The organism is Flavobacterium sp. (assembly GCF_044368625.1).
Lineage (GTDB): Bacteria > Bacteroidota > Bacteroidia > Flavobacteriales > Flavobacteriaceae > Flavobacterium.
This window is the reverse complement of sequence record NZ_JBIPPD010000001.1, coordinates 1-23772: the sequence shown is the minus strand read 5'-3', so window position 1 is coordinate 23772 and position 23772 is coordinate 1. Positions and strand designations below refer to the sequence as shown.

26 protein-coding genes and 1 pseudogene are annotated in these 23772 nt (G+C 33.7%); 6 read left to right on the top strand and 21 right to left on the bottom strand.

Annotated features, from left to right (window positions below; genetic code table 11):
• The first annotated feature begins 32 nt into the window (after positions 1-32).
• Positions 33-845, top strand: a complete 813-nt coding sequence (locus ACIQ2X_RS00135; RefSeq protein ID WP_396176842.1) for a lysophospholipid acyltransferase family protein — start codon at positions 33-35, stop codon at positions 843-845.
• A gap of 3 nt (positions 846-848) precedes the next feature.
• Here the strand turns inward: ACIQ2X_RS00135 and ACIQ2X_RS00130 are convergent, their stop codons facing one another.
• From ACIQ2X_RS00130 to ACIQ2X_RS00115, 4 genes are read right to left on the bottom strand one after another with little or no spacing between them, the layout of a single operon-like run.
• A complete protein-coding gene (locus tag ACIQ2X_RS00130) occupies positions 849-1697 on the bottom strand; it encodes a TraB/GumN family protein (protein WP_396176841.1) in 849 nt (282 codons plus the stop codon).
• A 30-nt stretch (positions 1698-1727) separates the two neighbouring features.
• Complete coding sequence (locus ACIQ2X_RS00125) at positions 1728-2369, bottom strand: hypothetical protein (RefSeq protein ID WP_396176840.1); 642 nt, start codon at positions 2367-2369, stop codon at positions 1728-1730.
• Positions 2370-2383: 14 nt separating this feature from the next.
• On the bottom strand, positions 2384-2878 hold the full coding sequence (locus ACIQ2X_RS00120; protein WP_396176839.1) for an RNA polymerase sigma factor: 495 nt from the start codon (positions 2876-2878) through the stop codon (positions 2384-2386).
• 57 nt (positions 2879-2935) lie between these two features.
• Positions 2936-4003 (bottom strand): DUF3810 domain-containing protein, encoded by a 1068-nt coding sequence (locus tag ACIQ2X_RS00115; RefSeq protein WP_396176838.1) that lies wholly within the window; start codon positions 4001-4003, stop codon positions 2936-2938.
• A 423-nt stretch (positions 4004-4426) separates the two neighbouring features.
• On the opposite strand from ACIQ2X_RS00115, the gene ACIQ2X_RS00110 reads away from it, so the two are divergent.
• Positions 4427-4681: a (2Fe-2S) ferredoxin domain-containing protein gene (locus ACIQ2X_RS00110; protein WP_396176837.1), complete on the top strand. Its 255-nt coding sequence runs from the start codon at positions 4427-4429 to the stop codon at positions 4679-4681.
• Positions 4682-5050: 369 nt separating this feature from the next.
• Complete coding sequence (locus ACIQ2X_RS00105) at positions 5051-6511, top strand: aminoacyl-histidine dipeptidase (RefSeq protein WP_396176836.1); 1461 nt, start codon at positions 5051-5053, stop codon at positions 6509-6511.
• A 96-nt stretch (positions 6512-6607) separates the two neighbouring features.
• On the opposite strand, the gene ACIQ2X_RS00100 is transcribed toward ACIQ2X_RS00105, so the two are convergent.
• From ACIQ2X_RS00100 to ACIQ2X_RS00080, 5 genes and pseudogenes are all read right to left on the bottom strand, one after another.
• On the bottom strand, positions 6608-7483 hold the full coding sequence (locus tag ACIQ2X_RS00100) for a lysostaphin resistance A-like protein (RefSeq protein ID WP_396176835.1): 876 nt from the start codon (positions 7481-7483) through the stop codon (positions 6608-6610).
• 148 nt (positions 7484-7631) lie between these two features.
• Positions 7632-8501 (bottom strand): YitT family protein, encoded by an 870-nt coding sequence (locus ACIQ2X_RS00095; protein WP_396176834.1) that lies wholly within the window; start codon positions 8499-8501, stop codon positions 7632-7634.
• 2 nt (positions 8502-8503) lie between these two features.
• The gene (locus ACIQ2X_RS00090) at positions 8504-9076 is read right to left on the bottom strand and encodes a hypothetical protein (protein WP_396176833.1); all 573 of its coding nucleotides are present in this window, start codon (positions 9074-9076) and stop codon (positions 8504-8506) included.
• Positions 9073-9614: pseudogene (locus tag ACIQ2X_RS00085) on the bottom strand (adenylate/guanylate cyclase domain-containing protein). The gene ACIQ2X_RS00090 and the pseudogene ACIQ2X_RS00085 overlap by 4 nt, the downstream one beginning before the upstream one ends.
• A 500-nt stretch (positions 9615-10114) precedes the next feature.
• Complete coding sequence (locus ACIQ2X_RS00080; RefSeq protein WP_396176832.1) at positions 10115-11254, bottom strand: tetratricopeptide repeat protein; 1140 nt, start codon at positions 11252-11254, stop codon at positions 10115-10117.
• Between the two features lie 314 nt (positions 11255-11568).
• Between ACIQ2X_RS00080 and ung the strand changes: the two genes are divergently transcribed.
• Entirely contained in the window at positions 11569-12243 is a 675-nt protein-coding gene (gene ung / locus ACIQ2X_RS00075; RefSeq protein ID WP_396176831.1) for a uracil-DNA glycosylase, read from the top strand.
• Between the two features lie 5 nt (positions 12244-12248).
• Here the strand turns inward: ung and ACIQ2X_RS00070 are convergent, their stop codons facing one another.
• The 7 genes from ACIQ2X_RS00070 to ACIQ2X_RS00040 all read right to left on the bottom strand — a co-directional run bounded on the left by ACIQ2X_RS00070 (position 12249) and on the right by ACIQ2X_RS00040 (position 17595).
• Positions 12249-13457, bottom strand: coding sequence for a hypothetical protein (locus ACIQ2X_RS00070; protein WP_396176830.1), 1209 nt, complete (start codon positions 13455-13457; stop codon positions 12249-12251).
• Positions 13458-13465: 8 nt separating this feature from the next.
• Positions 13466-13903: a hypothetical protein gene (locus tag ACIQ2X_RS00065; protein WP_396176829.1), complete on the bottom strand. Its 438-nt coding sequence runs from the start codon at positions 13901-13903 to the stop codon at positions 13466-13468.
• Between the two features lie 4 nt (positions 13904-13907).
• Positions 13908-14528: a hypothetical protein gene (locus tag ACIQ2X_RS00060; protein WP_396176828.1), complete on the bottom strand. Its 621-nt coding sequence runs from the start codon at positions 14526-14528 to the stop codon at positions 13908-13910.
• A gap of 240 nt (positions 14529-14768) precedes the next feature.
• Complete coding sequence (locus tag ACIQ2X_RS00055; RefSeq protein ID WP_396176827.1) at positions 14769-15413, bottom strand: response regulator; 645 nt, start codon at positions 15411-15413, stop codon at positions 14769-14771.
• A 2-nt stretch (positions 15414-15415) separates the two neighbouring features.
• Positions 15416-16207: a sensor histidine kinase gene (locus ACIQ2X_RS00050; RefSeq protein WP_396176826.1), complete on the bottom strand. Its 792-nt coding sequence runs from the start codon at positions 16205-16207 to the stop codon at positions 15416-15418.
• Complete coding sequence (locus ACIQ2X_RS00045; RefSeq protein ID WP_396176825.1) at positions 16189-16836, bottom strand: hypothetical protein; 648 nt, start codon at positions 16834-16836, stop codon at positions 16189-16191. Before ACIQ2X_RS00045 ends, ACIQ2X_RS00050 begins: the two co-directional genes overlap by 19 nt.
• Before the next feature lie 9 nt (positions 16837-16845).
• Positions 16846-17595 carry a hypothetical protein gene (locus ACIQ2X_RS00040; RefSeq protein ID WP_396176824.1) on the bottom strand — a complete coding sequence of 250 codons (750 nt, stop codon included), beginning with the start codon at positions 17593-17595 and terminating at the stop codon, positions 16846-16848.
• Between the two features lie 264 nt (positions 17596-17859).
• Here ACIQ2X_RS00040 and ACIQ2X_RS00035 point away from each other — a divergent pair, with 264 nt between their 5' ends.
• Both ACIQ2X_RS00035 and ACIQ2X_RS00030 read left to right on the top strand, forming a co-directional pair.
• Positions 17860-18540: an outer membrane beta-barrel protein gene (locus tag ACIQ2X_RS00035; protein ID WP_396176823.1), complete on the top strand. Its 681-nt coding sequence runs from the start codon at positions 17860-17862 to the stop codon at positions 18538-18540.
• 74 nt (positions 18541-18614) lie between these two features.
• Positions 18615-19355, top strand: a complete 741-nt coding sequence (locus tag ACIQ2X_RS00030; RefSeq protein WP_396176822.1) for a hypothetical protein — start codon at positions 18615-18617, stop codon at positions 19353-19355.
• A 128-nt stretch (positions 19356-19483) separates the two neighbouring features.
• On the opposite strand, the gene ACIQ2X_RS00025 is transcribed toward ACIQ2X_RS00030, so the two are convergent.
• From ACIQ2X_RS00025 to ACIQ2X_RS00005, 5 genes are all read right to left on the bottom strand, one after another.
• A complete protein-coding gene (locus tag ACIQ2X_RS00025) occupies positions 19484-20416 on the bottom strand; it encodes a transglutaminase (RefSeq protein ID WP_396176821.1) in 933 nt (310 codons plus the stop codon).
• A gap of 21 nt (positions 20417-20437) precedes the next feature.
• Entirely contained in the window at positions 20438-21286 is an 849-nt protein-coding gene (locus ACIQ2X_RS00020) for a substrate-binding domain-containing protein (RefSeq protein ID WP_396176820.1), read from the bottom strand.
• A 42-nt stretch (positions 21287-21328) separates the two neighbouring features.
• Positions 21329-21883 carry a GNAT family N-acetyltransferase gene (locus ACIQ2X_RS00015; protein ID WP_396176819.1) on the bottom strand — a complete coding sequence of 185 codons (555 nt, stop codon included), beginning with the start codon at positions 21881-21883 and terminating at the stop codon, positions 21329-21331.
• Between the two features lie 36 nt (positions 21884-21919).
• Positions 21920-22786, bottom strand: coding sequence for a nucleoside phosphorylase (locus ACIQ2X_RS00010; protein ID WP_396176818.1), 867 nt, complete (start codon positions 22784-22786; stop codon positions 21920-21922).
• 119 nt (positions 22787-22905) lie between these two features.
• A complete protein-coding gene (locus ACIQ2X_RS00005; RefSeq protein ID WP_396176817.1) occupies positions 22906-23238 on the bottom strand; it encodes a translation initiation factor in 333 nt (110 codons plus the stop codon).
• Between the last annotated feature and the right edge of the window lie 534 nt (positions 23239-23772).

Here is a 23772-nt window from a genome sequence, read left to right as displayed (position 1 = left end):
TTTGTAACTTATTTTCTAACGAAATTTCCGCTATGGGATGGTTTAAACGAAGTCCTTTTGGTCACTTGCTTTTTCTTAAAAAATGGCTCATTCGTATCTTAGGTGCTTTAACGCACAGACGGTACCGCGGTTTTAATGAGCTTCAAATTGAGGGATCGGAGATTATCAAAAATTTACCTCATACCAATGTACTTTTTATTTCTAATCACCAAACGTATTTTGCCGACGTCGTGGCGATGTTTCACGTTTTTAATGCCAGTTTGAGTGGTCGCGTGGATAGCATAAAAAACATCGGATATCTGTGGAATCCGAAACTCAATATTTATTATGTAGCTGCAAAAGAAACGATGAAAGCGGGTCTTTTACCTCGAATTATGGCCTACGCTGGAGCGATAACGGTTGAGCGAACTTGGCGAGCGGAAGGAAAAGATATACAGCGCGAAGTCAACCCAAACGATACCGAAAATATTAAAATAGCGTTAGAAGACGGTTGGGTAATCACCTTTCCGCAAGGCACAACAAAATCGTTTAAACCGGTTCGAAAAGGGACCGCTCATATCATAAAAACCCACAAACCAATTGTTATTCCCATTGTCATTGACGGTTTTCGACGTTCTTTTGATAAAAAAGGGTTGCGATTAAAAAAGAAAGGAATTCTTCAATCATTTATAATCAAAGAGCCGTTGCTTATTGATTATGAAAACGATACCATTGAAAAAATTGTAGAAAAAATAGAATTTGCAATCGAACAACATCCATCGTTTTTAAAAGTTATTCCGCCTCAAATTCAAGAAGAAGCGGAACAACTGAATGAAAAACGGCGTTTCAGTTACAAGGAAGATTAGAAGTTATAGCGCCTCCACTAAATATCCATTTCTTCGAAGTAAATTTACAACTCCTTCATCACCAATTAAATGTGCTGCTCCAACACCAAAAAATGTGGGTTGGTCTTTACTTATTCGCTCAATTAATCCAATCCAATTTTTGTTTCGTTTAACTAGAAGCAAATCTTCGTAATCACTCATTAATTTATTGTCGCTTTTTTTGAAAAGTACTTGCATTTCGTTTAGATCTTTGAGTGTGTAGGCCTTTAGTAACGCATTAAGTTCTTCTTTATCCGATTTAAAGTCAGCTCGGATGGATTTTATTAACTCTTCTGCTTGCAATTGATACGGAATTTGATCAAAAATATCCATTTGTTCTTCTACGGTTTCTAATCCAAATACCGGCTCTTTTTGCATAGCTGAAATTTTGACCAATTCGCTTTCAAACGACTGAGGCGCACATTCCAAAAGGGAACTTAGAAAGAAAGAGCTTAAAAAAAATGGTTTGTACGTATTAAAAGCTTTTGCCGAAACATTTAACTTTTCTTTCAGGTAACTGTCTAAAAGTTGGTAATCTTCAGCAGAAAGAAATGAACTAATTGTCGCACCATCTTTCATATGAACGTTTGCGGCCATTTTGGTTTGTAATTCGGGATCATCCATATCCAATTCGAGATACATTTGGGTGGTTGCATCCAAAGCATTTTTTAGTTCTGTATTTATTTTGGCTTCACAACTGATGTGAATGGTTCCAAATAAATAAGAAGGTTTTGTAATACCGTTACCTGAAATTCGGTACAAAAGTGAGTTTTCATTTTGAGAAAAAGTAATAGTAGAAATCAGTAATGACGTTAGTAAAAATAAATGTTTCATGTAATGTAATTTTATTGTAAAAAATAAGATTTAATAATCAATTTTCTTTAATTCCTCGTAGTTTTTATACAAACGTCGTAATAAAATACCGTAAACTACTCGGTAAAATATCCAAATCAAACCAATAAATACCGCTAAAAACAAAATGGTTATGCCAGTATAAATACCATAAATCAACATCGCTTTATTGCTTTTTTCGGATACTTTAATCAACTCAATGAGTCTCTCATCATAATTAAATTGAATAATCAAAACAATAATAATATTCAATACCGCATAAATGATGTTGAACCAAACGTATTGATACACTTTTTTGCGGGTTTTTAAAATAGTGTTGATCAGTTTTTTTATGTTATCGGTAGCTGTAATTTTGCGGTAATTCATATAAAACTGAAAGAAAAAATAAGCCTGCCCCACATAACCTACAATCATATACGGTGTCATGATATGATCCACATGATAGGCATCAAATTGACGCATGCCCTCGCCGTCTTTCATACAAAAGGAAACCACACTCCACAATAAAAATTCCAAAATACTAATGATAAAAATCCATTTCACAATCGAACTTGAATTCTTGTGAATCATTTTATATATCTGTTTTTCAGAAACTTGCTGAAAGGAATCCTCTTCTTTTTTCCAATGTTTCTTTAAAATATCTAACTCTTCCATATACTTTTTTGTCCTTACGGATTTAAAATTTTCTTTAACTTTCCTTTGATCCTGTTCATTTTCACTCGTGCATTTACCTCGCTAATTCCTAAAGTTTCCGCAATTTCTTCATAATTTTTATCCTCAAGATACATATAAACCAATGCTTTTTCAATATCATTTAACTGAAAAACTGCTTTGTACAGCAACTTGAGTTGTTCTTCCTCTTCATAATTATAGTCTTCTGATTTAAAAAAATGTTTCGTCGTATCGTATTCCGTAGTGGCAATCGACCGCTTGCTTTTTCGATATAATGTGATTGCTGTATTCAAAGCCACACGATAAGCCCAAGTAGAAAACTTACTTTCGCCTCTAAATTTCGGAAACGCCTTCCACAATTGGATTGTTATTTCTTGAAACAAATCCTTGTGCTCGTCGTCACCAGAAGTATACAACCTACAAATTTTGTGGATGATATTCTGATTTTCCTGTAATTGTTTAACAAAAGATTGTTCTAAAGAAGCGCTCATAGTTCCATTAGTAGTTTTTCATTGCGTTTTGTTACAGCATTTTTATAATTTCAATTTTTAAAAGGTTATTGCATTGTTTTTAGAGTAATTAATAAGCAAATTTAAAAATTTACTATAGCTTTCCAAACCTTCTTCTTGCTGGTTGACTTTCAAGAAATTATCATAGAAAATTTTAAAACCATCTTCCACAAACGTCTCATATTGTTGCCAATGAAGTACCGATTCTTCAAAATTTTCACGGACTCCAGGATTGATTTCTGCCCATAATTTCCTACCCAAAGTTGGATTTCGCTTTTCCCAATTTCGAATACAATACCGCAAAGCAGTACTGTAACCTGCATATTTAAAATGTAAATTTTCGTTTTGGGTAACTGCCAAAAAACCAATAAAATTGGCTTCACTCTCTGATGCATATCCAATTTGATGCGCCATTTCGTGGCAAGCGGTAAACGGAAAATTAATCATTGGAATACGCACGTTGACATGGGCTTCATTCGTAAACGGATTTAAATACCCCGAAAATCCCATGTACGAAAGGGGTAAACTAATTAATGACTTTTTCACGCTCGCATTTTGATACGCAAAAAACGGATGACGTTCTGCTAGTTTTTGGTAACCAGCGAGACTTTTGTCAAAAATTTCTGATTGGGATAAAGTATTAATTACTTTTTCATTGGGGTTATCTGTAATTGCAATTTGAATGGAATTGGTTTGTGCAATCATTTGTTTGGTAAAGGTCAGTAAGTCGGCATCGCTGTACTCTTTTTCAATATTCATTTTGTCAAAAAGCGGTTGCCGGTAGTAATTAAAAGCCCAAAGTAGGTGAAATAAAAAGTAAAAAACACTTACCGCAGCACTCATTTCTATCAAAATAATTTTCCAATTTTTAAGCTTCCGAAACAAGTTTACCACCCATACCAATAGCATAAACCCGACAATAAAGTAAATAAGATCACCCACCGAAAACGGAATCCAACCCACAATAATTCGAGAAAAAGAACTTGCAATTGGATAGAAACCGTTGCTGTAAAAACGTTCCACAATTTCTGGAAAAAATCCTAAAAGCTGAACCAGTATAACTTGAACTCCCAAGAAAACAACCCATGCCAATCTACGGTTTTTCATACATCCCATTTATTAAAGCGAATATAACAAATACTTCTCACTTCATAAACAAACACTTGATTTAGAATTTGGTGCCCATCGCTTGGGTTCTTTTTCAATCCATGTTCCCGTCTTCCGTTTCAATCTCGCGAAAAAAAAATCGATAGGATTTCTCATTGTACTCGAAGCTTAGGGACGGGGCTATTTTAATATCTTCGGACTTCATTCGTAATTTCTGGATTATCTTTAGGATTTATAGAATCACTAAAAAACTGTAAATCCTAATTTTCCGTATGTAAATGGGTAAACAGTACGAAGATAATTTTGTTTCGATTACGTAAAGTACACAATAAAAGCTTAAAATTTAATCCTTTATTTAGAATAGATTAAAATAATAATGTATTTTTGTTGCGCAATAATTTATACAACTTCAATTCATTTCGGATGGGCAAGAAAAATAAAGAAAAAGTAATCTTATTTTGCGACGGCAAAAAATGTTGCAAATACAATGCTGAAGTCAAAGAATGTTTCAAAGATTTAGTCAAAGAAGCAGGATTAAAAGATACCGTTTCTGTTCAAAAAATGAAATGTCAAGGATTGTGCAAGCAAGCACCCATCATTTGCATCCACAAAAATGAATGTGTTGGAAAAGTATCTGCTAAAGATGCTAAAAGACTTTTCGAAAAACACATCGCTTGATCATAATGGGTTTTGATTACAAGAGAATTTCACCTTTGGGACAGAAGTCCAATACATTTAAAACGTGCTCATTTTGTTATCCCAACCAAAGAGGGATCTCGTCAGTTACTCCCGAAAAGAGATTGTTAGCCTATTAGAGCAAAGTGCTCGGGTACAGCTACGTCGTAACGACGACCTAACCACTTAACGTAATGACAGCTTGAATCTTTAAGCCTCTCGAATGCAATCAGGACACGCAAGATTTACAAGTCGTTAGACTTTTACATATTTAATTTCTGGTAAAGCTTCCTTAATTTTCGCAGTATTTTTAACCCTTTCCCAAGCTAACTTTGTAACTTTACGGCTTTAAATTTATAATCAATTATAAAAATGAGCCAAGAAATTCGCATCCTCGAACCTAAACAACTTTGGAATAAATTTGCCGACCTAAATGCGGTACCTCGTCCTTCAAAAAAAGAAGAACGTGTGATTGCATTTATGAAAGATTTTGGTAAAAATTTGGGTTTGGAAACCATCGAAGATGAAGTCGGAAACGTAATCATCAAAAAAACCGCAACTGCTGGAATGGAAAACCGTAAAACCATCGTGATGCAATCGCATTTGGATATGGTTCATCAAAAAAACGCGACTACAGTATTTGATTTCAATACACAAGGTATCGAAATGTATGTTGATGGCGACTGGGTTCGGGCCAAAGGAACTACGCTTGGAGCCGATAACGGCCTGGGAGTTGCTACCATTATGGCAATTTTAGAATCAACAGATATTCCGCATCCCGCAATTGAAGCTTTGTTTACAATTGATGAAGAGACAGGAATGACAGGAGCGATGGGTTTAAAAGGAGGTTTGCTTCAAGGCGAAATTCTATTGAATTTGGATACCGAAGAGGACGACGAAATTGATATTGGGTGTGCGGGCGGAATTGACGTAACGGCAACCCGAAGTTATGAGGAAGAAGACGTTCCCGAAGATGCAGTGGCGTACAAAATTTCGGTAAAAGGTCTAAATGGCGGACACTCTGGAATGGATATTCACAAAGGTTTAGGGAATGCCAATAAAATAATGAACCGTTTGCTTTTTGACGGATTTGAAAATTTTGGTTTACAAATTGCAGAAATTGATGGTGGAAGTTTGCGAAATGCCATTCCGCGGGAAAGTACGGCAACGGTTGTAATCGCTGGAATGTACGACGAAGCCTATGTTTTTGATATGCAGGAAATTATTGGCGACATCAAAACCGAATTTAAAACGATGGAGCCTAATTTGGTTATTACCATTGAGAAAACCGATTTGCCCTCAAAAATTATGGATTTAGGAGTGCAAGAAGGTTTGGTTCGGGCATTGTATGCCGCTCATAACGGCGTTTATAGAATGAGTCCTGATATGGCTGACTTGGTCGAAACTTCAAATAATATCGCCCGAGTAATTGTCAAAAATGGTGCAATTACTATTGGTTGTTTGACGCGTTCTTCTGTAGAAACTTCTAAAATGGATTTGGCAAATGCCTTACGTTCTGCCTTTGAATTAATGGGTTGCGAAGTCAATTTTTCAGGATCCTATCCAGGTTGGACACCCAATGTAAAGTCGCCAATACTGGATGTTTTGGTTGATTTATATGAAAGACAAAACAACGAAAAACCCAAAGTGGTCGCTTGTCACGCCGGTTTGGAATGTGGAATTTTAGGCACCAACTATCCGGATATGGACATGATTTCTTTCGGGCCAACGATACATGGAGCTCACTCGCCAGACGAACGCGCTTCGATTTCTTCGGCACAGAAATACTGGAAATTTGTATTGGAAATATTGAAAAATATTCCGTTGAAATAATTTAATTTCTATTTTTTAAAAAATCCACAAACGTCATGTTTGTGGATTTTTTTTTGATTTAAAATTTTAAGCAAAAGATTGACTTTTTTCTTCCGCTTAATGTACTGTTTTTCGCGCAATTATTTTCCCTTCTTTTCGAGCTCGATAGTAGAAATAGACACCAATCGAAAGCAACAAAATTACGTTAATAATTGAATTCTCAATACCTACTTTTCCTCCCGTGAGAAGCTCCGGACCTTCAAATTTTGCTTGAATAATTGTACCGAGATTGTTGAGTCCAGTTAGATTCGAACCGTAAAAAGGTTGGGCAAAATTCCAACCCAAATGAAAGAAAAAAGGCAGCCAAATGCGTTTGGTGTATACAAAAAGCATCGACATCGTAAAGCCCCAGCACAAGGATACAAAAAAGCTAAGAACATTGGCATTGGGATTAAAAATATGTATAGTTTCAAGAAGCATTACCAGTACAATAGCGGTGTGTGTTCCCAACCAATTTTCTAATTCTCGTAATAGGAGTCCGCGGTGAAATAAGTCTTCAATTAATGCCGCTACCACCAAGGTTGTAAACAATTTTACAGCGTAATTTTCTGTCGAGATCGAAATAAAATGGTAATTTCCGAGTAAGTATAATATAAAGATCGACAAAGCAATGCTTAAAAAACCGAAGATAAAACTTCCAAAGATTTCCTTTGGAAAATACTTTGTAGAAAGTTCACTTACCGGTCTTTTTTCAAAAAGGCGAAAGAAAAAATAATAAGAAAAAAGTAAAACAAATACAGAAACGAGATGGATTATTGGGTCTGCAACATTTTTATTTGAAACAAGGCTGTAGAGAATGGGTTTTAAAACAAAATTTTGAACAACGATAAAAATGGAAAAACAAATGGCAATTCCCAATATGATTTTAGTTATTGGAAAATACAAGATTTTTTGAAGTGATTGATGCATGATTGATTTGATTGATTGACTCATAGGACGAAAAGAACAATAAAAAGTTACAGGTTATTTCGTTTTACTTGTACCAACAAGTCAAGTGGAGTAGCAATCTAATGGAATCAATTACTTAATTTTAAAACTTGAAAACAGGTTTAAATTCTGAAATTCATTATGCTAAATTAGATTAATGTTCGTGTCTCTTTTTTAAAATTCCCCCTGCCGTTTCTTTAATTGAACTTGAGAAAATAAAAGCACTCGGATCAATTTGATGCAACGCATTTTTCAGTTTTCTTACCTCCAATCGGGTAACTACAGTAAAGATGATATCTGTTGAAACGCTGTTGTCAAAATTATCTTTCATAAAACCCCGTTCGCCTTTGTAAACGGTAATTCCTTTACTCATTTGCAAAACCAGAAACTGTTTTACTTCTTCACTTTTGGAGGAAATAATGGTAATTCCTGTAAATTCTTCAAAACCTTCTACCACATAATTTATGGTTTTTGAGGCCACGAAATAAGTGAGCATCGAGTAAAAAGCGGCTTCCAAGCCAAAAAATACTGCGGCAACAGAAAAAATAATGATGTTGATTCCCAAAATAATTTCGCTCATCGAAAAGCCCACTTTTTTCCCGGTGTAGACTGCCAAAACTTCAATACCATCGAGTGCAAAACCGCTCTTCATTCCCAATCCAACGCCCAAACCAATAAAGAAACCGCCAAATACGGCAATAATTAGTTTGTCGTGGGTAATTACAGGATAAGGAATAAAGAGTAAAAATAAACCTAGAATTATAATTGAAATTAACGATTTTATGGCAAAAGATTTACCAATCAATTGGGCACCCAAAAGCAGAAAGGGAATGTTAAATACAATAAAAATTAGTGCAATATTGTAATGAAATTTTTCATGAACCAAAAGCGCCACTCCTGTAATCCCACCATCAAAAAAGTGGTTGGGCATTAGCAAACTTTTTAAAGCAAAACTTACCGAAAATATACCAATCAAAACCAGTAAATAATCTTTGAAATTGTCTTTTATTTTTATGGTGTTCATGCTTAATTAAATTTTGTTTGGGCAATAATTTGCTCTAAATTTTCTTGCTTTTTGGCGTTTCTAAGCGTTTCTGCCGACTTTGTAAAATAGTTGTGCTTTTCAAAAAATGAAATTTGTATTTTATTCCAATCATTTCTATTTGAAAAATTTAACTCTTTAAAAAGCCGTTCGGATATCTCTTCAAAGTCGTCGCGACCGAGATAGTCTAAATCAGCATCGGCTAAAATTTCTTCCAAATGATTGGTTGGCGTTTGTGGAATTCTGGTAGCCATAATCATCCCTTTAATTTTCTGAATTTGTTCTGGACTGTAGTCAAATTGTACCAAAATTTCTTCGGCAATTTGGCACGAAATTGCCTCATGATTTTCCGCCTGAATTATAAATCCGCAATCGTGAAACAAGGAGGCAGTTTTGAGTAAAATGGTGTCTTCGTCATTTACTTGTTCTAATGTTGCATAATTGATAGCAGCTTGATACACATCTAAAATGTGTCTCATATCGTGATACATCAGCTGTTGTGGTAATTCTCGATCTAATTTTTCAAGAATAAATTCTTTTGCTTTTTCAAAAATCATACGTTATTCTCTTTAGGTTCAACGAAATACATTTTTATTTTCCCTTTTCCTTTGGCGTCCATTTCGCCTCGGTAATCAAACGAGAAATTATTTTTAACCAAATTATAGGTGGCTTCGCTGATATTTACTTTACCAATTTCGCCATTGCTTTCCATTCGCGAAGCGGTATTTACGGCATCACCCCAAATGTCGTAGGCAAATTTCTTAATTCCCACGATTCCAGCAAAACTTCGCCCGAATTGATGCCGATTCGCATTTCAAAAAATGATTTTCCTTCTTCTTGTCGTTTCTCTTTGTATTTTTCAATAAAATCTCGAATTTCCAAAGCAGCATCCACCATTTTTTGGGCGTGATTGCCATATTTTGCAGGAAGTCCACAAACCGCCATGTACGAATCTCCAATGGTTTTTATTTTTTCGACACCGTGTTTGGTAATGATGTTGTCAAATTCTTTGAAACAGTAATTTAATTCTTGAATCAATTCTGTCGAAGGAATTTTTTCAGAAAGTTTGGTAAAGTCTTTAAAATCGGTAAACATTATCGAAACACTCTCAAAATGTTTGGCTTCAGAAGTGCCTTTTTCTTTCAGTTCTTGAGCAATTTCAGCAGGTAAAATGTTTAATAATAAATCGTCTGATTTTTGTTTTTCTTCGGAGATAATTTTGTTGTCTTTTCTTTTCTGAACATATGCAAAAGCAGAAAATCCAGCTACAACGACAAAAAATCCAATTCCACCCAAGGCCAGGTTTCTATTGTTTTTTTCTTTGGTCAACTCTTCTCTGGACAAAGCATCTTTGACTTCTTGTTCAGCAACCCTCACTTTTTCCTGTTGATCAAATTCAAATTGCATTTGGTTTTGAACCAGCAATTCACGGTTTTCAATGGTTGCTAAGCTGTCTTTGTAAATAATATGTTGTTTATAATAATCTAAAGCTTTCCTTTTGTCGTTTTGCAAATCAGCAATTTCCGACAAATGGAGGTAGCAATTATTTAGAAGTGAAATGTTCGAATTTATTTTTGCACTTTCCATAACACGGGTCAAATAGTTCTCGCCAAGTTGTAAAAGACCATTTTATTTTTTGGAACAGCAGCAGTTGTATTTGTGGTTTGATCGAGATTTTTGGCTAGCATTAGGTACGTCGCTCCGATATTGAATTCTTGCGTTTCTATATCTTTATAAGGTGTATTTAGCGGACATTCTTTGTATGATTTGAGATGAAATTCTAATGCTTTTGCATAATTTTTCATATCATAAAATAGATAAGCAATGGCAGAATAGGCGTTTTCCTTCTGTACGCAATTCTTTATTTTTTCAGAAATTTCAGCAGCTGATTCGATACTTTTTAGGGTATTTTTTGAATCTTTCATTTTCAAGTACAAGGCCGCTTGTTGGGCATAGAGTACAGATGATGCACGATAATCTTGTTTACTTAAAAAATATTTTAAAGAAAAACTCAGGTATTTTAAGCTTTTGTCATATTCTTCCAACTCTTGATATACGGTGGACAATTTGCTTTGTAAAAGGGCATAATGAAAAGAGTCTGTGGCCTTGTGTTTTTTAAATAATTTGTCCGAAAGCATGTAATATTCCAATGCCTTTTGATATTTGGATTGTATCGTATAAATGCTCGCTATTGTAGAGTAGGTGTTGATCAGTTGAAAGTCGTCCTTGTCAAATAAATCAATATGCTTTCTGTAATAAAACAAGGCTTTATTGTAATCTTTAAATTCTTCTTGATGTAAAAATCCTATTTGCAAATAAACTTCGCTAAGGCTGTTTTTATCTTTTGTTTTTTTATAAAATTCAATAGACCGTTCTAAATATTGATTTGTTTTACGAAGATTTTTTCTATTCCAATAATAAAATCCTTTCTCAAAATATGCTTTTCCAAGAACCCTATTGTCTTTTTTTTCTTGTCCCAATACAAGTATCTTTTCTAAATATTCTTTCTGTTTGAGTGTATCATTTATTCTTTCGTAATACAATCCATAGTTTGCATATGCTTCTGCAATACCTAAAGGGCGATTGAGTTTTTGAGCAAGTTCGATGGATTTTTGATTGAATTCTAAATTTCGCTTGTTGGCATGTAAGGCATAATCCCTTCCCAAGCCAAGCATCATTGTTAATCGAATCGAATCGTTACTTACTTTCGAAAGTTTCGTTTCTATAGAATCCAATTTCTTTTGTGTAAAATTATCCTGAGAAAAAACGGTATTGGTAATTAAAAAAGTAAATAGAACCAGAATATTTTTAATTTGTAGTTATTTATTTTTTTAAGTTCTTACTTACTTATTGTGTATTTGCTTCATTATAATGCCAAATATCGCAAGCATATTTTTTATTTCCTAAAATTTTTGTAAATATAAACAATGAAAGTTGCTAAAAGGTGGGACATATTTGATTTTTTAAGTCTTTTTCGAAAGATACAAAACGAATTTATCCGTAATTTGTATCTTGAAAATTATTATGTTTCACTAATTTTTTATAAAAATTGACACCCGAAATTTTAAATATAAATCGTGTTTGGTATGACCAATTGCAACCTGAATTTGAAAAAAACTATTTTCAAAAACTTTGGTTGGAAATACATTATGCGTATCAAAAAGCCAGTTGTTTTCCGCCTAAAAGCCTTGTTTTCGAAGCTTTTAATCAATGCGAGTGGGCCAATTTAAAAGTGGTAATTATTGGACAAGATCCGTATCATGGAACAGGCGAAGCAAATGGATTGGCATTTTCGGTACACGATGGCACCCGTTTTCCGCCGTCGTTGCGCAATATATTTAAAGAATTGAATGACGATTTAGGTATTGAACCTCCGATTTTCGGAAGTTTAGAACGTTGGGCTAAACAAGGCGTTTTGCTTTTAAATGCGGGACTTACGGTTGAAAAAGACAAACCAAATAGCCACAAACACTTGGAATGGAATGTTTTTACCGATGCAGTAATCGAACATATTAATCGAGAAAAAGAGGGAGTTGTTTTTATGTTGTGGGGAAATTTTGCCCAGAAAAAAGGGGCAAAAATCGATACCCAAAAGCATTTGGTTTTAAGGAGTGGCCATCCCTCGCCGATGAGTGCCAATCAAGGAAAATGGTTTGGCAACAAACATTTCAGTCAGACTAATGTTTTTTTAAAAAAGCAAAATAAGGAGCTGATTATGTGGTAAATTTTTCAATTTATTTCGTCAACTGACCAGTGATAAAGGGGTTGCAAAAGCGGTAAACTTTGCCAAGGCAACGTTTTAGCATACATTGTCATTCCTGAATCTTGGAAGTGCAATTCTAGTATTTTTAATTCTTTTGAATAGTTATAATTTATGACGGTGCTTTGACCGTCGTAATTCGTTAAAATAAATTCTTTTTTTGAAACATCAATTTCAAACCGAAAATCCTCCATCGAATCATCTTGGTATTGAAAAATAAAATAGTTTTGTCGGTGTATAAATAGGCGTTTTGGCTGTATTTTTATGTCAAGCAGTTCATTGTTTGCTTGGGTAAATTTTACAATTTTGTATGCACCGTGCAGTTCTTGTCGCGGAATTCGGTCGTCATTTTGAAATCCATTTTGAATGTAGGGCAAAAGCGCTTCGGTAAAAAAAGCTAAGATTAGCAATACTTTCAAAGAAATCCGAATTACTTTCGAGTGAATTAAATGTTGTCGCGAAATTAAAGGTAATTGAGCGGTTCGATTATAAACAAAAAACTGTAGTAAAGCATTTCCGGCTGGAGCCAAAAGCAACAAACACAAAAATAGTAAAAATGATGAATACAATTTTACGGAAATATCAAAGCTAAAATTCACAAAAACAACATGCAGAAGAATTCCAGTAAGTACAAATAATCCAAAGGTTCTCGTTTTCTTAAAAAGCAAAAAAATGGCAGGAATGACTTCTACTAACCCTAGAAAAATGTTGTAAGAATTTGAAATTCCCATTGTACTCCAATACAAAATATCTTTATCCAACAGTCCGAGAGGCGTGTACAAAGTGTTGGGTTCAGGAAGGTAAAACTGTGTTTTGAATATTTTATCCAAACCGTATTTAAGTAAAACTACGGATAAATAATATACCAAGATGGTTGGAATAACTGCTGCAATCTCAATTTTATTTTTTTTCCAAAATGCAAATTGCGGCACAAGAAAAGTCAGTGCTAAAGCCATCACGAACAGTACAATCACCAGCAAATACATCGTTGTGGAATCGGATGAAATTTCGGAATTTGAAATGGAAACATTTAAAAGACGCGCTATTGCATCAATTATATCTTCAAATAAAAACGACGTAAGTTGGGATTGAAATGATAAATAATTGAATGAAAAAGGAATAAAAATAATACCTAAGAGAGAAAAGTGCAAAAAAAGGAGGTGTACAAATTTTCTCATGTAAGCTTTTATTTTCTAAAACCAATAAATGACACACTGTCGATGGAATTGTTAAACTGGACGGGATAATAGTTTTTAAATGCTTTTATTGCAGCTACCGAATTTTTTCTATTGAAAATTTTGTGGTTTTTTAACGTATCTACTTTAGGTTTAAAATCGGAATCTTTTAATTTTTTATAACTCATTTGAAACGGATAACACACGACCGATTCGCGCATTTTAAGTACAGTTATGGAATCATTCAAGGCTACCACTTTGTCCAAAACAACTATAGTTCTATTGCCAGGTAAACCAAAATTCGAACGATTAATGTCGAACAAATTTTTCTGATAGGCTTTCATAAACGAATGTCTAGAACCGCTATGACTTTTATGAGCAATGACTTTAGTTTGTGCTTGACTTAAAAAAGTTGTAAATATAATTAATAGTAATATATTGATTTTCATAACTTTACTTTTTTGATGTTTCATTTTCAATGAATTTGGTATATACCTCTAGAGCCTTATTTTTAGAGACAACGTAAACGGTTACGGAGTTATTTTTAACCACCAATTTTAAATTTTGAATCGCATCCTTAAGATATTTAACTTTTTTTATTTTGACATCATTTGCAAATTCACCTTGTAAATCGATTTCAAAAACATCATTCTTGTACGTATAATTAATTTGTTCAATCAAAAACGCACTTGGAATCTCTTTGACAATGGATGCAATTAAATTACTCGAAAATTGAACCGAAAGCGCTCCTTTATCAGTAGAAATAGTACCTTTTCCTTCTTTCTTATCGTCATCAGAAATGGCGCTGTATTCATTACAAATAATTGGAAAAGAGGGGTATTTACTGCCGTCATTAGGAACATTGAATTTTAATTTCATCGAAGCATCAAACAAATTCGTTTCAAAAACAAATCGCGGAATAATTTTCATACTGTAAAATGCCGACGAATTCCTGCGACTTCCGCCGTTGGAGGTTTGTAAATCACCGTAAAATAATTTGTTGAAATTTTCTCTTAATTCTAACCTGAAAAATTCAGTTTCGGGAGTAAAAATGGATTCTGCTCCTTCATTCATTAAAAACAAATTGTTCAATTTAGGGAAATAGCTTTGGGCTTGTATATTATTTTTTACAAAGCCAAAAAGGAGCACGATAAGATAGAATTTTACGTTCATTGGTAAGTCTATAAAAGTGGAGTAAGGTTAGTCATTTTAAACCGTATTTGCAACAATTTAAACGACACTTATATTAACTTGCAGATTTAATGTAAAGGCGTTAATGGCAATTTCGTTTATTTTGACATTTTTTAGTTAGGATCAGTCCGAAAATCCATTTTTTATTGCAAAAACAGCTAGTCCCACACGGGTTTTAATTTCTAATTTTTCGAATAAATGGTCTCTGTAGCTTTCAATCGTTCGAGGACTGCAAAACATTTTCTCGGCAATTTCTTTGTAATTCATTTCAGAAGTGGAATATTTCAAAAATTCTTTCTCTCTTTCGGTCAATTTCGGAAAATTTGCTTGACGAGAATCAGTCGAATTTAAGCTTGAAAATACTATTTTTGACGCCCATTCGGGGTAATAAAATCCATCTTGAACTAATTTTAACATGGCCTGCTCTAAATGTGCGGGATGTGTATTTTTGAGTAAATAGCCGTGAGCACCATTTTTAATCATTTTAATCACACTTTGATCATCGTCCTGCATGCTCAACGCCATGATTTTAATTTCAGGATGATTTTCTTTGAGCCATTTTGCAGTTTCAAAACCGTCCATTACAGGCATGCTGATGTCGAGTAAAACTATTTTTGGACAGTTTTTTTCAAATTTTAATTTTTCTATTAACTCTTTTCCGTTTTCGCACTCATACAATACGCGAAAGTTTTCATAATTTGAAATAATACCACTTAACGCTTTTGCTATTAAAACATGATCGTCTACAATTACAATTGAGTTTTCCATTTTTATCTAAGTTCATTTGAGTGTAAAGGAATCGAGATTAGTAAGCAAGTACCGGATTGAGCATTGCTTGACAAATTGCAACTACCATTCAAAATTTTTGTTCTTTTCTTTATATTTTCTATACCAATCCCATTTGATGTTTTTGAAGCGTCAAATCCGATTCCGTCGTCTTGAAGCTTAAAAAGCAACTCATTGTCATTTTTTTTCAGTTCAATTTTAATTGTTTTACATTGTGCATGTTTCAAACTATTTTGTATAAATTCCTGACAAATTCTGAGTAAAATTGATTTTTGTTGATTGTTTAGGACTACTTTTAACTTACCAGAAACAAATGTAATGGCGCATTTTTGCGTTTTTTGAACTCTCCTGACTTCGTTTTCAATCAGTTTGTAAATCGAATTTTTAGAAATCGAATCATCGGTTAATGATTTTGATAATTCTCTTAGATCAGCTAACGACTCGTTAATGATTTGGCTGATATTTTCGATATTTTCATTGATCTGAGGCGCTTTGTTTTCATAAGCCAATTGTTGGGTATACAAACTTGCAAGTGTCAGTTTTTGACCCACATTGTCATGAATTTCCCTCCCAATGTGCTGCATAGTTTGGTTTTGAATTTCGATTTGATTTTCGAGTAGTTCTTTTTGATGTTTTTCTTGTTGAAATGTAAGCGTTGCAAGGTGTTCTTTCTTCTTTAGTTTATATTGTTGGATGAAAACGATAATGCCAACGATAAACAGCAAAAAGAATAAGTTAAATAATATAATGGCAATAATTATTTGATTTTCCCCCATATAAAAGATGCTGCAAATAATAAATACATACTACAGTTTGAAATCATAAAATATTTGTAATACCCATTCCAAATTTCTGGATGATCTAAAATTAAATTGTAAAGTCCAAAAAAAGGCATGTTGCCTATATAAAAAAGAATGACTCCCAAATTGATGTAAAACATTTTGTTAGAGGTAAAACTTAAAATGTCATCGCTTTTAATTTGTTTTACAAATTCTAAACCAACGAGAATCAGCATGAGCAAAGTTCCAAAAGATTGACTCAATGATTTAAAACTGTATTTAGCCTCATCAAAAGCATAATTTTCAATACCAAAAGACAATAAATATACAGCTGTTATGCACCAAAAAAGTGTTTTTCGTTGTAGCGATTGATACCCAATCAACCAAAAGAAAAAGAGAAATTCGAAAGGAATTTGAATTAGCGATAAAAATAATCGAATTTCTGTTTCAAAAGTTGATAGATAAACACGGCAAAAAATTTCATAGGTAAAGATGTAAAGCAAATAAAAAACAAACCATTTCCAGTAGGAATTTTTTAAAGAATTGAATTTTAATACGCCAAAAAACAACGCGATAAATTCGCAAAGTTGAAGTAAATCTTTAAGAATAGGTGGGATGCTGTACATAATTTAAAATTAAAAGCCAGAACCAGCTTTGGAATCCGGTGGCACTAAAGTACCGTGATTTCTCGCAGCAATTTCTTCTTCAGGATTTGGTCGCGCTACTCTTGCACTCGAAGCTGGAAGTAGTGAATACAGGGGTTTTGGTCTAAAAATGTTGAGCATACTTCCGTTTCTATTGGTATATTCTTTTTTTGAAATGCCGTTTACGAAAGTATTGGGTTCAAATAAGTTGATATCATAAATTTTGCCCTCTTTGCTTTGCAAGGTTGGAATCATGACCAATGTATGTTTTTTTTCATAACTTTTTTTGAAAGGATCATCTGCCATAAATGCAATGTCTTTGTATTCGGGAATTGTTTTCCATTCTTCTATTTTTTCAGGATAAGCTGCATAATAAATTCGAATACCTTTCTTGTTTTTTGCATACGTCTTGTTTTGATTTATATCTTTTTCAAAATGGTAAATGAATTTTTTTAGAGTGTCAAGATCAAACCAAATACTGTAGGCATCTTCATTGATGACTTTCCTGGCGTTTAAATCTTGAATATTCATTAATTGATTGTTTCGGTACATTTGAACCATGTCAAACACTAGTCCAGAGGTCAACTTGCTTTTTTGGGAGGTCGAATAATCAGTACATGTGTTATTTTCATTAGGCATTGGAGCCACTGGTTCGGCAATTTTTGGCGGAAAATGATACACATACGTTCCAAAGGCAATTGCCAAGACTACAAAGGCGATAGTTAAAAGTTTGCTTTTCATATTTTGAAGATTTAAATTTTATGTTAAAATTAGTTTTTATTACGATTCAAAGTAACAATATTCTAAATTATTTTCATTCCGCTAAAGACTCTTTTTTACATCCGTTATTAAACGGTAAAAATTGCAGTTAAACCACCCAATCATTTTTAGTTAATCACGCATCAATTGATTTTTAGATAGTTTGCAGTTTTGTAATGTGCTTTTAAAGCATCAAAGCGAAACCCGAAAAGCTATTAGAGTAGGGAAAACAAAAAACTAATTATAATGAAAACAAAAATCACAATCATCGCATTGCTATTCGTAACAGCAATGAGCTTTGCTCAAAAAAAATGGGAACCCTACCATCAATTTAGTTTGGATGCAGGTTACACCTTTTCTTCTTTAAAAGAAAATCAAAATCCAAGTCGACCTCTATTTGCAGGCAACGGTGTAAATTTTGGTATCGGACAACGTTGGGGTGATACTTGGGGAATTGCTTCAAGAATTGGCTTTTCTACAGGCTCTCTTGATAACGATGGAGTTGCAAGTATTACTAGAAAACGAAAAACACCACCAAGATACATTCCTATTCCAAATCCACCAGGTTCTATATCATGGTCACAAATTTCTGTAATGACTGGACCAAGCATAAAATTAGGAAAAAAACATCAATTTGAATTCAATGCTATGGCTGGAATAGGGATGAACCCATCACCCAACTACATCAGAGTAGATGCTTATGAACAAGATTTATTTCTAGAAACAGTATATGAAGCTAAAGATAAAAGTGTTGTGGGAATGTGGCAGGTTGATGCAAGTGTTAGGGTTGCAACTTTTAACAAAATGGCACTTAGAGTAAAAGCAAGCGCAAGTTCACTTGGAACTACTATCGGGTTAAATATTGATGTTTTTGCTTGTAGGGAAAATCCAAAATGTAGATGTTTTCTTTTGAAAGATTGTAAATAAGAAAAGATAAAATTTAAAAAACTAGGCAACCGAAAAGAGTAAATAGAGTAGGTGAGAATTAAAATACAACAATTATGAAATTACTAAACCAAATATGCATTATTATCACTTTCTTGTTCTTTATAAACAGTCTTCAAGGTCAAGACACAAAACAAAATAAATCTAATGTCAATATAGAAGAAACTAAAAATGATACTAAAGTTTCTTCTGTTTCTAAAATAAAATTACCAAAGGCTAATTGTTTTTGTGTTGTTTCATATACTGATTTAACTGATAAAAAAGATCGAGCAGGAGTTTGTATGGATTTAACTGGAAGGGTCAATAAAACGTATACCGGAACATTCCCTGAAAATGATACTAATAGGAAAGATTGTCAACGTAGATGTTCAGATGCAGCAGTAAGTTTATCAATAGCCGAAAAACAACAAATTGCGGATTGTGCATGTGCAAATGGAGCAGCAAACGGAACAGTAATTAGGGCTTACAGTGCAGTTGGTATTAAAAACTATAATTCAGATCAAGCTATTGGAAGGTTGGTTAATCAACCAGAAATTACTAAAACTACTTGTCAATGCCCCAGTGGATGGATGTCAAACACTACAAACCAAGAAGGTGGTATTACTACAGATGGTAGATGCAAAAAATTAGTTTGCTCCCCATTTAGCGTAAGTCCATACCCCGCTGATGGTACTCAAGTAGGAAATTGGGGATTTACATGGGGAAATAGTTTATATGCCTATGGTACTAAAGAAAACGGAGGTGCTGCTATTTGTAAGACCGAAATTATAAGTAAAAAAGTTTGTAAAATAGAATAAAAAAACAACCAACTGCAATCCTCTTTTGCAGTTGGTTTTAAACCTCAAAAACAATGAAAAGCATTTACATTTCGTCATCAACGAAATTGATGTAACAAACCAAATAGGAGCTAAACACAACCGTTAAATCAATTCAACGTCAGCGCCCCCAAAATTTCTTCCGACATAAATGGACCTCCAGGGTAGCGTGCGGTATAATCAAGATTGAGCCAAATTTGACCGCGTTCGTCAATGTGATAATGGATTTTTTTGCCTTTACTTTCGTTTTTAAATAGTACTTCTTTAATAAGGTAATTGATGGCTTCTAAATCTTTTTTGTTTCCAATAAGCATTTCAGGGTAAATATGACCACCGGTATGAATAAGCCGTGGAGTCCCGCCAACCGCTCGAATAGAAGCCGCCATCAATATCGCATGATCGTCGCAATCACCCGAAAAATGAAGAACTGATTCGCTTGCTGCTGCAATGTATTCCCTGCCTTTTGGATCGTCCACATAATTCCAATTTTCTTTTATTTTTTTAAAAACAGCAAAACACTGAATGGTATTTCGGTACTCATTATAGCCCTTAATGTCTCTAAAATTCTCGGTTGTGGCCATTACAGCAAAATTTCGAACTTTGGAATTTTGAAAATCAATGGCGTTTAAAATTTTTGATTTATTGGGAAAAGGAAGCAGTTTCGAAATAATTAAATCCTGCGGATTGGCATCATCGAGCATCAGGTACATCATCGAGCGATAATCCTCAATAACTTCGCTAAAACCATAATTTCCAATAGTTGTTCCATACAGTAAAACGAGTAAATACAAACCCATACAAATAATCATAATCGTTTGTAACATTCTCAATACAAGTTGAATAAGAACTAGTAAGAGTATAAATAGTAGGATTCTATCAATTTGTAGTGGCCATTCAGGATCAATTATGTTTTGATGAATGATAATGAAAACGGGAATGGAAATCAAAATGTTAAGTATAAAAATTACAATGTTGTTCCAAGGCTTTTGCAGCTGGAATTTACTTCGAAGAACTTGTAATTTCTGTCTTGTTTCTTGAATCATAAATCAATGGGAAGGCAACTTTTAGCGAATCGCTAGTTGAGCAAAAGTACCTTTTTTATTGATAATGCCGAATTCAAAGAGTTGATTTTGAACATTGTTTAACATTTCCTGATCCATTGATTCCTGAGACCATTCGGTTCTACTAATCCAATGTTCTATATCTTCAATTTTTTGATGAAAACGTTCGGCAATTGTTGCAGTTATTCCAGGAATTTCTTTAAATTTTTTTGTTTTAAAATTGATGATTTGCAGTGTTTTTTGAATTACTTCTGGACTATTTTTAAGTAAATCATCAGTGGCAACAATTACAAAGCTCGGCCACGGTGTCAAACAATCGTCTAATCGTCTAAAAATACCTTGATCAACCAATGGCTTGGTCATGAAACGTTCCCACATAAAATAATCGGCTTTTTCGTTCGTCAATGCTTCAACCGCACCATCGATGGTATTTACTATTTCAAATTTCAAATTTTCAGTGGACCATTTTTGGTTGTGAGCGTTGACATACGCCATCAATTCGGATCCCGAACCTCTGCGGGAAATCGCTCCTCGAGTATCCTTTAAATCAGAAACGGTTTTAAAACTTGAATTTGCACCAACGTGAATTCCCCAAATCAGCGGACTCTTGACATAAATTTGAACAATCTTCGATGGATTTCCAGCCAAAATGTCTTTGATGATCCCTTCGGTTAGTATTACGGCCAAATCGGTTTCGCCGCTGCGAAGCATTTCGCACAATTTACCTGTTCCCTCAGGTACATTTGTCCATTCTAAATCAATGTTGTAATCCGTAAACTCGTTGTTTTCGATGGCTAGTTGCCACGGAAGGTTGAAATGTTCGGGAACTCCTGCTATTTTTATTTTTTTCATGTCATTGCGAGGAATGAAGCAATCTCATTCCGTATTTCATTTTTAAGATTTATTCAGAAAGTTGTAAAAACCATCATTTTTCATTTGCCACCATTTCCAAATCACACCGTCTTTGTCGGGATAATTTTCGATAAAAGTAAATCCAACTTTTTCTAAAACTCGATTGGAAGCGCCATTTTCAGCATGGGTGTAAGCATTCATTTCTTCGATGTTCATTTGGTTAAATCCATATTCCAGCCATGCTTTTGAAGCTTCGGTGGCGTAGCCTTTGTTCCAAAATTTTTGGTTCAATCGATACCCATAGTCATAGAAATTGGTGTTGCCATTCTCGACGTGGTCGTTTACATATTTAATTCCGGTCCATCCAATAAGCGCGTTGGTTTCTTTAAGAATGGTTGAAAAACGACCAATTTTATTAGTCAGATATTGATTATTAACCATTTCAATATAAGCTTCAATTTCTTGAATTTCAGTAAATGGTTGTTGCCAAAGGTATTTATGCACTTCTGGATTTTTGTCCATTTCAAATAAAGCTTCAGCATCTTCAAGACGCATTTTGCGAAGTAATAATCTTGGCGTTTCTATTATTAAATCCATCTTATTAAATGCTTAATACTCCTATTCTTAATAATTTTAAGTAGCTATTTTATTCAAAGTATAAGCAATTAACGCATCAACTGCTTTATAGGGATCTTCGCTAAAAGTGCCGCTCGCGCGATTGGCAATAATTGCATTTAAGGAAAGAGCATTGTGACCGAGTAATGCAGAAAGTCCGTAAATCGCTGCCGTTTCCATTTCGAGATTGGTAATTCTTAGGTTTTCAAAATTAAAATTGTCCATTTTGCTATTCAATTCAGGGTCTTGAATTTCAAGTCGTAAAACCCGTCCTTGTGGACCATAAAACCCCGGTGCAGTAGCGGTAATTCCTTTGAAAATTTCATGACTTTCAATTAACTTTTCTAGTTTTTCGCTGCATGAAATTACATACGGTTTTCCTTTTTTTAGATCCCAGCTGGTTTGTTTTACAAATGCTTCTTCTATTTCGGGATTTGAAATTTCATCCATCACGTAGGAACGTAACATATTGTCCAATCCTAAGCCATATTTAGACATTACTAAACTGTCCACTGGAATGTCTTCTTGCAAAGAACCCGAAGTACCAATTCGGATAATATTCAAAGATGTAAGTGTTTCTTTTGGCTTTCGCGTTTCTAAATTGATGTTGACCAAAGCATCGAGTTCATTCATCACAATATCAATATTGTCCGGTCCAATTCCTGTAGACATTACGGTTATCCGCTTTCCTTTGTAAATTCCCGTTTGTGTTTTAAATTCCCTTTTTTGCGTAGAAAATTCAATTTTTTCGAAAAACTGAGTTATTTTTTCCACACGATTTTGGTCGCCAACAAAAATAATGTCGTTGGCAATGTGTTCTGGTTGCAAATTGAGATGGTAAACGCTACCGTCTGGGTTAAGTATTAATTCGGAAGATTGTATCATTTTGGTCCCCTAATCCCAACATCTCGGGATATTCCTATTAGGGGTCAATAGGCTTTTATAATTTATTTAGTATTTCCCACTTTGGGATCTTGTCCCGCTTTTTCGGGAGCTAGGAGGTCTTATCCTCCTACACGTTTTGTTTTAAATCCTTTTTCTTGCAAAAATTGCATGATTTTGTCGCGGTAATTTCCTTGAATGATGATTTCTCCGTCTTTGTAACTTCCGCCTACGGCAAACTTGTTTTTTATTTCTTTGGCTAAAATTTTAAAATCTTCCTCTTCACCGTCGTAACCCGCAATTATTGTTGTGGGTTTACCTTTTCGCTTTTCAAACTTGCAAATCATAGGTTCTTTTTGAATCCAAAGTGACTTGGGTTCGGCAGAAAATTCTTCGACTTCGTTAGAAGGTTCGTGGTCCGGAAATAGGTTTTTTAATTGGTCTTGTAAATCCATTTGTAATAAGTAATCTATAAAATTATTGTTTTTCTGGAACACAGATTTTAAAAATCAGAGAAATCAGCGAAACATTTATAGTATGCTTTAAATTTTTTCAATTTTAAAAATTTCTCAAATCTGTGTTGCAAAAAAATATTTTGTTTCTTGAAATCATTTGAACTATAAAGTCTATAAAATTATTGTTTTTCTGGAACACAGATTTTAAAAATCAGAGAAATCAGAGAAATCAGAGAAACATTATATTATGTTTTAAATTTTTTCAATTTTAAAAATTTCTCAAATCTGTGTTGCAAAAAATTATTTTGTTTCTTGAAATCATTTGAACTATACAGTCTATAAAATTATTGTTTTTCTGGAACACAGATTTTAAAAATCAGAGAAATCAGCGAAACATTTATAGTATGCTTTAAATTTTTTCAATTTTAAAAATTTCTCAAATCTGTGTTGCAAAAAATTATTTTGTTTCTTGAAATCATTTGAACTATACAGTCTATAAAATTATTGTTTTTCTGGAACACAGATTTTAAAAAT

Coding starts and splice junctions, on each gene's coding strand:
- ACIQ2X_RS00115 (WP_396176838.1), bottom strand. CDS start 4,003: ATGAAAAACCGTAGATTGGCATGGGTTGTTTTCTTGGGAGTTCAAGTT.
- ACIQ2X_RS00055 (WP_396176827.1), bottom strand. CDS start 15,413: ATGGAAAACTCAATTGTAATTGTAGACGATCATGTTTTAATAGCAAAA.
- ACIQ2X_RS00090 (WP_396176833.1), bottom strand. CDS start 9,076: ATGATTTTTGAAAAAGCAAAAGAATTTATTCTTGAAAAATTAGATCGA.
- ACIQ2X_RS00005 (WP_396176817.1), bottom strand. CDS start 23,238: ATGGATTTACAAGACCAATTAAAAAACCTATTTCCGGACCACGAACCT.
- ACIQ2X_RS00105 (WP_396176836.1), top strand. CDS start 5,051: ATGAGCCAAGAAATTCGCATCCTCGAACCTAAACAACTTTGGAATAAA.
- ACIQ2X_RS00100 (WP_396176835.1), bottom strand. CDS start 7,483: ATGAGTCAATCAATCAAATCAATCATGCATCAATCACTTCAAAAAATC.
- ACIQ2X_RS00060 (WP_396176828.1), bottom strand. CDS start 14,528: ATGAATGAAGGAGCAGAATCCATTTTTACTCCCGAAACTGAATTTTTC.
- ACIQ2X_RS00030 (WP_396176822.1), top strand. CDS start 18,615: ATGAAATTACTAAACCAAATATGCATTATTATCACTTTCTTGTTCTTT.
- ACIQ2X_RS00045 (WP_396176825.1), bottom strand. CDS start 16,836: ATGTACAGCATCCCACCTATTCTTAAAGATTTACTTCAACTTTGCGAA.
- ACIQ2X_RS00040 (WP_396176824.1), bottom strand. CDS start 17,595: ATGAAAAGCAAACTTTTAACTATCGCCTTTGTAGTCTTGGCAATTGCC.
- ACIQ2X_RS00025 (WP_396176821.1), bottom strand. CDS start 20,416: ATGATTCAAGAAACAAGACAGAAATTACAAGTTCTTCGAAGTAAATTC.
- ACIQ2X_RS00110 (WP_396176837.1), top strand. CDS start 4,427: ATGGGCAAGAAAAATAAAGAAAAAGTAATCTTATTTTGCGACGGCAAA.
- ACIQ2X_RS00130 (WP_396176841.1), bottom strand. CDS start 1,697: ATGAAACATTTATTTTTACTAACGTCATTACTGATTTCTACTATTACT.
- ACIQ2X_RS00095 (WP_396176834.1), bottom strand. CDS start 8,501: ATGAACACCATAAAAATAAAAGACAATTTCAAAGATTATTTACTGGTT.
- ACIQ2X_RS00050 (WP_396176826.1), bottom strand. CDS start 16,207: ATGGGGGAAAATCAAATAATTATTGCCATTATATTATTTAACTTATTC.
- ACIQ2X_RS00125 (WP_396176840.1), bottom strand. CDS start 2,369: ATGGAAGAGTTAGATATTTTAAAGAAACATTGGAAAAAAGAAGAGGAT.
- ACIQ2X_RS00020 (WP_396176820.1), bottom strand. CDS start 21,286: ATGAAAAAAATAAAAATAGCAGGAGTTCCCGAACATTTCAACCTTCCG.
- ACIQ2X_RS00120 (WP_396176839.1), bottom strand. CDS start 2,878: ATGAGCGCTTCTTTAGAACAATCTTTTGTTAAACAATTACAGGAAAAT.
- ACIQ2X_RS00035 (WP_396176823.1), top strand. CDS start 17,860: ATGAAAACAAAAATCACAATCATCGCATTGCTATTCGTAACAGCAATG.
- ACIQ2X_RS00070 (WP_396176830.1), bottom strand. CDS start 13,457: ATGAGAAAATTTGTACACCTCCTTTTTTTGCACTTTTCTCTCTTAGGT.
- ACIQ2X_RS00065 (WP_396176829.1), bottom strand. CDS start 13,903: ATGAAAATCAATATATTACTATTAATTATATTTACAACTTTTTTAAGT.
- ACIQ2X_RS00135 (WP_396176842.1), top strand. CDS start 33: ATGGGATGGTTTAAACGAAGTCCTTTTGGTCACTTGCTTTTTCTTAAA.
- ACIQ2X_RS00015 (WP_396176819.1), bottom strand. CDS start 21,883: ATGGATTTAATAATAGAAACGCCAAGATTATTACTTCGCAAAATGCGT.
- ACIQ2X_RS00010 (WP_396176818.1), bottom strand. CDS start 22,786: ATGATACAATCTTCCGAATTAATACTTAACCCAGACGGTAGCGTTTAC.